Raw genomic sequence first — 8,093 nt, 5'->3', positions numbered from 1 at the left:
CCTTCTGTGAGATTTCCGCGTCGATCTGAGCCGTGACCTGAAATCAGTCCCGCAGGGAGCCGCAACCCATATCTGGTGCGCGGTCAGCCGGGAGCTTGATGGTAAAGGGGGCGTGTATTGCGCTGATTGCGACATTACGCCCGTGCTACCGAAGATTGATCCCGTCGATGTGAGCACCGAGGATCGCGCCAATCGCCTGACCGGGGTCGAAGCCTACGCGATTGATCCTAGGACAGCCGACGAGCTTTGGCACAAAAGCGAAGAGATGACCGGTCTTACGTTCAAAGAGTGACGAAACAGAGTGCCATAACGTCCAGTTTCGGACTTTGTTTACCTTTTTGAGATGCCCAATATGAGGGAAACGTACTGTTCGATGGCTTTCGATATGACTTTCGTGTCCGTGGAACAGTACGCTCCTGAATGGCAGCTTTTCTAGTTCTTTTATCCAGGAAGCCATTCGGTTTATCCCCAAACCAGCTTCACCCTACGCCACTTCAGGCCATGCAGGAATTTCGAGAACGTGAAGCCAGCCCGCATCGGGCATGCCATCCCCCTAATCCTAGAAGGTATTTCGTCAACCTTTAGCTGATTTCTGCGTGAAAATCATGCTTTGCAGCACTCCGTCCCGTCGGATGAAACCATGAAACATGGCCGCACCGATATGAGCCAGAACGAGCCCGAACAGCAGGAAAGCCAGCACGGTATGCACTGACCTTAGCCATGCCCATAGGGTCGGATCATGCGGCAGGATTGGCGGTAGAAGCATTGATCGTCCCCACAGCAGAATGGGGTAGCCACCAGCAGACATCATCCCCCAGCCGACAAGCGGCATAGCGATCATCAGCGCGTAGAGCAGCAGATGCGATGCCTTGGCCCCGATTTTCATTGTGGGTGGCAGCTCTTCCGGCAAGGGCGGCGGCGGAGAACGCAGGCGGTTCGCCAGACGCAGGAGTGCGAGCGCAAGAATCGCAATACCCAGCGGGCGATGAAGAGCGACCAGCCGGTCATAGTTCGGTCCCACGGTCGATGCCATGAACACGCCGATAAACAGCATGATGAGAATCATGGCGGCCATCAGCCAGTGCAGGACACGCGATGGCAGGGAAAACGATTTTGCGCGGCTCATGATTTCTTTCCTTCCGCATCGCCTGGCGCGGCCGTCAGGGACGGAGTAATGGCGGGAACCGGGGATTTTTCACCAGAACGCAGAGAAAACGACCGCATATAGGCGGCAGACCGTGCTTGCAGGATCGGATCTCCGGACGGCGCCACACCGGGCGGCAGGACCAGAGGATCGAAGGTGATGCCCGTGCAGGGGCCGCCTTCTTCACTCTCGACGGCCGTCAGGGTGAGAGTGCCTGCGTCGATCTGCCGGTCATCCTCTGCCCAGACCTGGCTCGGATCGTCGATAACGTCATGGCCGCCCGCTACTGTCACCAGCAGTCGCCATTGCAGGGGGCGGGCATGAATATCGTCGATCAGATCTCGGAAATGATAATCGTGGTCGTCCGTATTTCCGCCGGCTGCTATCGCGGTCTGCACTGGCTCCATAGCCCAACGTACCGCTGTCTTCTCGCCGTTCTCCTTGACCAGCAGGAAGCTGTCGAGACTGCGATAGGTGTCGTCCGCAAAACCTCCCGAGACGGAACGATGGGTGATACGTCCCGCCGCCTCCTGCAACCACGGATGCCCGGCCCGGAATGCTTTCAACCGCATGGGATCAGATTTTCCGGTCGCAGGGTCCGGGCGCGACGCCCACTGAAGATCATGAAACTCCTGCGGCGTTCGCACCGGGAAGACGGGAATGTCGTTCAGGCCCATGCGCCATTCCTGACCGTTCGGAGACATGAGACTCAGCGCCATGCTGCGGATCTTCGCGGGAGCATCAGCCTGAAAGGGCATGCCACCAGCCAGAGCAAAGCGCCCGACTACGGGCACCCGCTGGCCCTGACGTAAAATGGATGCAGCAGAAAGAGCAGCGGCATTGCCATTGCCCTCAAACCATCCCGTGACGCAGACGCCTTTGGCGTGGTTGCGGCGAAAGCCTGGATGCACACCATCCACGGCGCGCAATGCGTCAAGCAGGCTCGTTTGTGTCAGCCGATGGGGCGTCAGCCAGCCGCCTGCCCATAAAAAACCCAGCGCCAAGGCTATGGGCGCTGTGATCACGCCGAGCCAGCGCAAGGCAGAGGCGGGCGGCACGACAGGTTTCGTCGCCATTGTTTCGATCCTTTGAAAGCGTCTGTCGTGGAGACGCCTGGAAGCTCGGATCTATTCCCTTCATGGCGCGCGCTTTGCGGAATATTTTGCGGTTGCCTTGCTTTGGCGGGAATAAACAGACGGCAAGAGCGTCTTCATCAGCAATACCAGGAACCATATGAGGCAGAGCAGGAGTGAGTGAGGGTGATGACATCAGGTTGCAGAGCGCCATACCGGCCCTGAGACGGTATGCCCGCGTGCTGACGCGCGACCCGCATCAGGCCGACGATCTGGTTCAGGACTGTCTGGAACGCGCGCTGACCCGACTGCATCAGGTGCGCGGACGGCCGGATCTGCGGCCCTGGCTGTTCACCATTGCCCATCGCCTCAATGTCAGTCACTGGCGTCGTCTGCGCCGACTGCTTCCGGCGATGGAGGGGTCCCATCCCGAACCGATGCAGGAGCCCGGCCAGATCCCGCATCTGGAATGGAAAGAGGTTGCCCGAGCCTTCGAACGCCTGTCCGATGACCACCGGCAGGTGCTGTTGCTGGTCGGCGTCGAGGGGTTTGAATACGCAACAGTCGCTGAAATACTGGGAGTGCCGGTCGGCACCGTTATGTCACGACTCTCGCGGGGGCGCACCGTCCTGCACAGCCTTGTCAATCATGAAGAGCGTCCCATGCTCAGGAGGGTAAAATGATGCGGCCCGACCGCCCTGTGACCGAGGATGATCTTCAGGCCTGGGTCGATGATCTCCTGCCGCTCGAACGACGCCGGACGGTCGAAGACTGGTTGAATGCGAACCCTGACGCACGCCAGCGTGTCGAGGCATGGCGGGCGGACCGTGACCTGTTGCGGCTGGCAATGGACACCGAACTTAGGCAACCCGTGCCGGCGCGTTTCGATGTCACCCGGCTGGAACAGCGCAGGCATCGGCGTTTCAGTATGCCGCAGATGGCAGCATCCATCGTCCTGGCACTGTCTATTGGGACGGGTGGGGGATGGTTTCTCCGCGACCGTGAAGTACCCCTCGGCCTTGCCTCGGTCGAGCAGGAAGCAACCATTGTACATAAAGCAGGCAAAGGAGGCACGATCGCGCCCGGCAATATCGTGCAACTGGCGGCGTGGGGAGGACAGACGCTCGGCCGCCCGGTCCGGCCGCCCGATCTGTCGGCTGCGGGCTATCAACTCGCGGGTGGACAACTGGTCACGACGGATCACGGTCCGGCGTGCGTCTTCTTCTACAATGACGACAGTGGTAGCCGTATTTCCCTGTTTGTTCGGCCCATGTATGGTCGTGACATGACGGCCCCCATGCGTCCGATGCAGCGTATGCCGGGCTATATCTGGGCGCAGGATGGGCTTGGGATCAGTATGTCAGCCGACGCGCCCGTCAGTAACCTGCATATTCTGGCCAATCGCGCACGGGATCTGATGGACGAAGCGAGCTGACCGGGCCGGCGTCCATCAAGATTATCCGTCTAGGCGAAGGCGATTATTCAGATAAAGCCGATTCATCAGTTTGAGTTCGTCAGGGGCATTGCGTGTCGTTGGGGCATTCCCGAATGTCACCGCGACTATGGTCTTCATATTGTTCAACACTACGGTCGCAATGTCCCTGCCTTCGGCTTCGCCGAGATGGGGGGCGTTCATCTGCAAGGCCGCCAGCACCCCCTCCACGGCCTGTTCACGGAAGCGCAGGCGAATATCTGTCCAGTCCGTTCGGGAGTCGAGCAAAGCGATGACCGCCTGTGCGTGTGAATAGGTCCTTACCAGCAAGTCCATAAGAGCATCAGCCAGTTCATCGACGCTCATGGCTGCGGCCTGCGCGATCACGCCTTGATACTCGGCTTCCAGAAGCTCGGAATAATTTTGCATCAAAGCATCCGCGACGGCCTCCTTGTTTGGGAAGAACCGATACAGCGATCCGATCTTCGCGTCCGCTTTGGCCGCAATCTCGGCCATTGTCGCGGCCTCAAATCCTCTTTCCTGAATGACGCTTGCGGCCGCCTGCAATAGCTCCGCGACCCGCTGGCGACCATTTGCGCGCCGTGGGGTGAGCGGAGCGCGGCTGTGGCTTGACATAGTTGATCCTATACTCAAATAATCCATTCCTTGAGGAATCCCTCAAATACCTAAGCCATCATGCAGCCTTCAGCAAGACCTCCACCACTCACAAGGAAGCTCCCATGCTCTCGCTCCCTGCGAAAACTACTGCCCTCGTCCTCATCGATCTTCAGAAAGGTATCGTCGCCATGCCTGCGGCTCCCCACACGACCGACGTCGTAGTGGAGAAAGGCAAGGAGCTCGCTAAGGCCTTCAGGAAAGCCGGTGCACCGGTCATTCTCGTAAACGTCGGTTTCTCCAAGGATTGGGGCGATGCGCTGCACCTGCCCGTCGATCAGCCCCTGACCGCAGAAGGTATGCCTGCGGACTGGACTGACCTTGTGGAAGGGCTGCAAGAGCCCTCGGACCTTACCATTACCAAGCGGCACTGGAACGCCTTCTACGGGACCGAACTTGACCTTCAGCTCCGCCGTCGCGGGATCAGGACAATCGTTCTCGGGGGCATCTCAACCAACATCGGCGTGGAATCCACTGCCCGCGCCGCGCATGAACATGGTTATGCCGTGATCTTCGCAGAAGATGCGACATCCGCTCACAGCGACCACATGCACAACTTCGCCTACGAGCACATTTTCCCGAGGCTCGGTCGTGTGGTGAAGGCTGCTGATATCGAACTCACACCCTAAGCGTAACGGCGCTCCCTTGTCGCGCGGGCGCCAGCCCGTGCCACACCGAACGGCACCCTTCCCTCTTTCGCCCAACCTGTCCTCGCATCGCTTAGGTTTGCAGCGCGGTCGAGGTCATGTCTGCCTTGGGATGACCATGCAAGCTCGCACCACACCACAGTCAGCTTTTGGCTTTCGTTTCGTTACGCCGTTTGCGCTCGGATCGGCCCTGAACCCGGTCAACTCGACCATGATTTCCACCGCTCTCGTCCCGATCGCTCAGGACCTTCATGTTGGCGTTGCGGACGCGGGCTGGCTCATCTCGGGTCTTTATCTGGCCAGCGCCGTCGCACAGCCAACGATGGGGCGCCTGGCCGACCTGTTCGGGCCACGTCGTGTCTATCTCATGTCCCTGTCGCTGATCGCTCTAGCGGGTGTTCTGGGGCAGTTTGCCCCCTCTCTTATCACTCTTGTCATGGTACGTGTGTTGCTAGGAATCGGCACATCCGGCGCATACCCCTCAGCAATGCGCCTGTTTCGCGTGCAGGCGGAGAGATCTGGTTGCGAGCCTCCGCGTGTCGCAATGGGGGTACTTTCGATGACCGCTCTTTCCCTGTCAGCGATCGGTCCTTTTTTTGGCGGACTGCTGACCAGCACGTTCGGGTGGCACTCGATTTTCAGCGTCAACGTTCCTTTGGCCCTGTTGACGATCTTCCTCGTGGTCCTATGGACACCGAAAGATGGACCGCAGAGCACGAGCCCCAATCGTTTGACCGAGGTCGTCGATCTGGTCGGCATCGGGCTATTCACGGCCTTTCTTGTGAGCCTGATGGTTTTCCTGCTTCATCTGGATCACCCTGACTGGCTAGCCCTGCCTGTCGCCACCATCCTCGGCTTCTGTCTAGTGCGGCATTCGCTCAGGCGACGACAACCTTTTATCGACGTGCGGATGCTCGCCCGGAACCGTCCACTGGTAACGACGTATCTTCGCGCCGGCACTATGTTGATGATGGTGTACTGCATGCTCTATGGTTTTGCGCAGTGGCTGGAAACCTCGGCCGGCTATTCCGGCGCAACCGCTGGCCTCGTCACAATTCCAATGTCGATCATGGCGGCTGCCTCTTCTCTGATAGGCACACGCACCAGGTCAATCCGCACACCTTTCCTAATAAGTATTGGGTCGGCCCTGCTCGGCTGCGCTGCCTTGCTAATGGTGGATAGCTACACACCAGTATGGGGGATCGCACTGGCTGCCCTCTTCTTTGGCGCCCCCCAAGGCATGTTCTCAACGGCGACACAAGCCGCGATTTACGTGCAGGCTCCCCCCGAAGAGATCGGAACGGCGGCCGGACTCCAGCGCACCGCGCAATATGTTGGCGCGATTGCCGCAACCAGCGTTCTCGCTCTCATGTTCGGTCCACATGCGACTGACCATGGCCTCCATAGTCTGGCTTGGATCATGGCCACACTCAGCATGATCCTGTTCGTCAGCACAGTTTTTGACAGGACCCTCGGAAATCGGGACACGCGAGCGTAAAGTTGGCGTGCGGAAGTGCAGCCGCAATCTGACCACGTAACTACTAGGCATAACTCGCCAGACGCAAAAGGGCATCAGGTAGATCTTCTGACCCACGGTTTGACCTCCCTTTACGCTGGCAGATCAAAAGCTGTAATTCGCAGCGGTCGGATCATCGAATAGAGGGTCTTCATCCTACCGCTTCCGTGGCTGGTGCGCCGCACGCCGCATCGCCCTGCTGGGATCGGTTGGCACAAGGGTTTGGTGCTCGCCGCGCTCGCAGGGCCGTTCTTCGTCTTGGCCGGCGCCAGCGGCTACCACTTCGGGCCGCTAGCCCGTGGCGTGGTGATCCAGCTTGGCATGCTGACGCTGATGAGCATATTGCTCGCGGCGGTGCTGGTCGGTGTAATGTCGCGATATCTGGTCGATGTCACGCCGCTTCGGCACGGGATTTCAGGGCCTGGTTCATTTTGATGAACTCGGCCCGAACCGCCTCAACGTCATAGAACCAGAGTAGAACCCCGGCGAACGCTTCGCTCTGGCGGAACAATGTCCCATGGCCGGTCTGCGTGATCTCGAAATCATGGGTCCCGGTCAGCAATCCGGCCCCCCCAGAGGCGGCCAATCCACCCTTCCCCTTGCTATCTAATTACGATTTTTCGTGTTACATGGTAGTTATGCCTACCAAGCTTCCATTCGTCTTCAGTCCACGCGGATACGTATATCAAAGTGGTCTTGATTGTATTCGGCTAGCTGCCAAAAGCGGTCAGAACAGCCTTCAAGAGGCTATCTCTTTCAAGCAAGAACAGTTGAAGCAATACGAAGCAGACAGTGTTTTTGTCGGAGAGCGTGATGAAGATGGATATGTATTGTGGGAACAGAATGATATCCTTAACTTGGATATCGAACGCCTTCAGGAAGCGCTTTTGGAACTCCGCCGCGCATTTGCGCTTACTGCGTATCATTACTGGGAAACTTCGGTTTATCAATGGTTTCATCAGGAAAATCCGGAAACACAATCTATAAACCTTGGCAATTACAGAAACCCTGCGAAAACCTTAAAGTATTTAGGAAATAAAGACACCTCTTTACAGAATATTCCGGATAAAAATCTTTGTATGGTTTCGCACATTTCCAATGTTATTAAACACACAAGCGACAACTCAAAGGAATATTTGTCTAAGAATATGCCTATTGAACTTGTTGGAATCATTAAAAACACTCCAAAAATATACGGAAATCGTCCCCAAGTTTATCTTGAAGAACGTCATTTAAACTAGATATTCGACGTTATCGCTCACTCAGGACCAATAGCTAATTCCAACAGAGTATAAACCCTGCTCAGGTTATTTGTTCTTTGCAGAAGTTATTTTCTATAAACCCAGACATAATCAAAGAGAAATGAATAATTTACCCAACAAAGGTCATCAATAGCAACGATAAATTTGGCACTGAATGCCCGCTTCTGAGACCATTGATGTTCAACAAAAAGGCGGAGACCCAGTGTTGTTTTGGAACTTATGTCTGTTTTACGAAAAGCCAAACGCATACTTAGGTGTCGGGAAGGAGGCGACCGCTGCCTGTCTGCTCTCCATCACTAAACAGACGGGCAAATCGGAGGGGGGAACAGACAGTCGGCTATCGG

General features: G+C 57.0%; 9 protein-coding genes. 6 read left to right on the top strand and 3 right to left on the bottom strand.

Annotated features, from left to right (window positions below):
* Positions 1-574: 574 nt before the first annotated feature.
* Together AD928_RS01250 and AD928_RS01245 are read right to left on the bottom strand one after the other, a co-directional pair.
* A complete protein-coding gene (locus tag AD928_RS01250) occupies positions 575-1,126 on the bottom strand; it encodes a cytochrome b (RefSeq protein ID WP_062247607.1) in 552 nt (183 codons plus the stop codon).
* Positions 1,123-2,220: a catalase family peroxidase gene (locus tag AD928_RS01245; protein WP_062247605.1), complete on the bottom strand. Its 1,098-nt coding sequence runs from the start codon at positions 2,218-2,220 to the stop codon at positions 1,123-1,125. The genes AD928_RS01250 and AD928_RS01245 overlap by 4 nt, the downstream gene beginning before the upstream one ends.
* 173 nt (positions 2,221-2,393) lie before the next feature.
* On the opposite strand from AD928_RS01245, the gene AD928_RS01240 reads away from it, so the two are divergent.
* Together AD928_RS01240 and AD928_RS01235 are read left to right on the top strand one after the other, a co-directional pair.
* Entirely contained in the window at positions 2,394-2,900 is a 507-nt protein-coding gene (locus AD928_RS01240) for a sigma-70 family RNA polymerase sigma factor (RefSeq protein ID WP_062247603.1), read from the top strand.
* On the top strand, positions 2,897-3,652 hold the full coding sequence (locus AD928_RS01235; RefSeq protein WP_062247601.1) for an anti-sigma factor family protein: 756 nt from the start codon (positions 2,897-2,899) through the stop codon (positions 3,650-3,652). Before AD928_RS01240 ends, AD928_RS01235 begins: the two co-directional genes overlap by 4 nt.
* 21 nt (positions 3,653-3,673) lie before the next feature.
* Here AD928_RS01235 and AD928_RS01230 read toward each other — a convergent pair whose 3' ends face one another.
* A complete protein-coding gene (locus tag AD928_RS01230; RefSeq protein ID WP_062247599.1) occupies positions 3,674-4,285 on the bottom strand; it encodes a TetR/AcrR family transcriptional regulator in 612 nt (203 codons plus the stop codon).
* Between the two features lie 104 nt (positions 4,286-4,389).
* On the opposite strand from AD928_RS01230, the gene AD928_RS01225 reads away from it, so the two are divergent.
* The 4 genes from AD928_RS01225 (at position 4,390) to AD928_RS14290 (ending at position 7,728) form a co-directional block, all read left to right on the top strand.
* Positions 4,390-4,953 carry a hydrolase gene (locus tag AD928_RS01225; RefSeq protein WP_062247597.1) on the top strand — a complete coding sequence of 188 codons (564 nt, stop codon included), beginning with the start codon at positions 4,390-4,392 and terminating at the stop codon, positions 4,951-4,953.
* Positions 4,954-5,089: 136 nt separating this feature from the next.
* Positions 5,090-6,469, top strand: a complete 1,380-nt coding sequence (locus AD928_RS01220; RefSeq protein WP_167347329.1) for an MFS transporter — start codon at positions 5,090-5,092, stop codon at positions 6,467-6,469.
* Between the two features lie 192 nt (positions 6,470-6,661).
* Entirely contained in the window at positions 6,662-6,922 is a 261-nt protein-coding gene (locus tag AD928_RS14655; protein ID WP_156470038.1) for a hypothetical protein, read from the top strand.
* 203 nt (positions 6,923-7,125) lie between these two features.
* Positions 7,126-7,728, top strand: coding sequence for a hypothetical protein (locus tag AD928_RS14290; RefSeq protein ID WP_233419883.1), 603 nt, complete (start codon positions 7,126-7,128; stop codon positions 7,726-7,728).
* The last annotated feature ends 365 nt before the right edge of the window (positions 7,729-8,093 follow it).

This window comes from Acetobacter cerevisiae, from assembly GCF_001580535.1.
Lineage (GTDB): Bacteria > Pseudomonadota > Alphaproteobacteria > Acetobacterales > Acetobacteraceae > Acetobacter > Acetobacter cerevisiae.
This window is presented reverse-complemented; position numbering and strand designations above follow the sequence as displayed.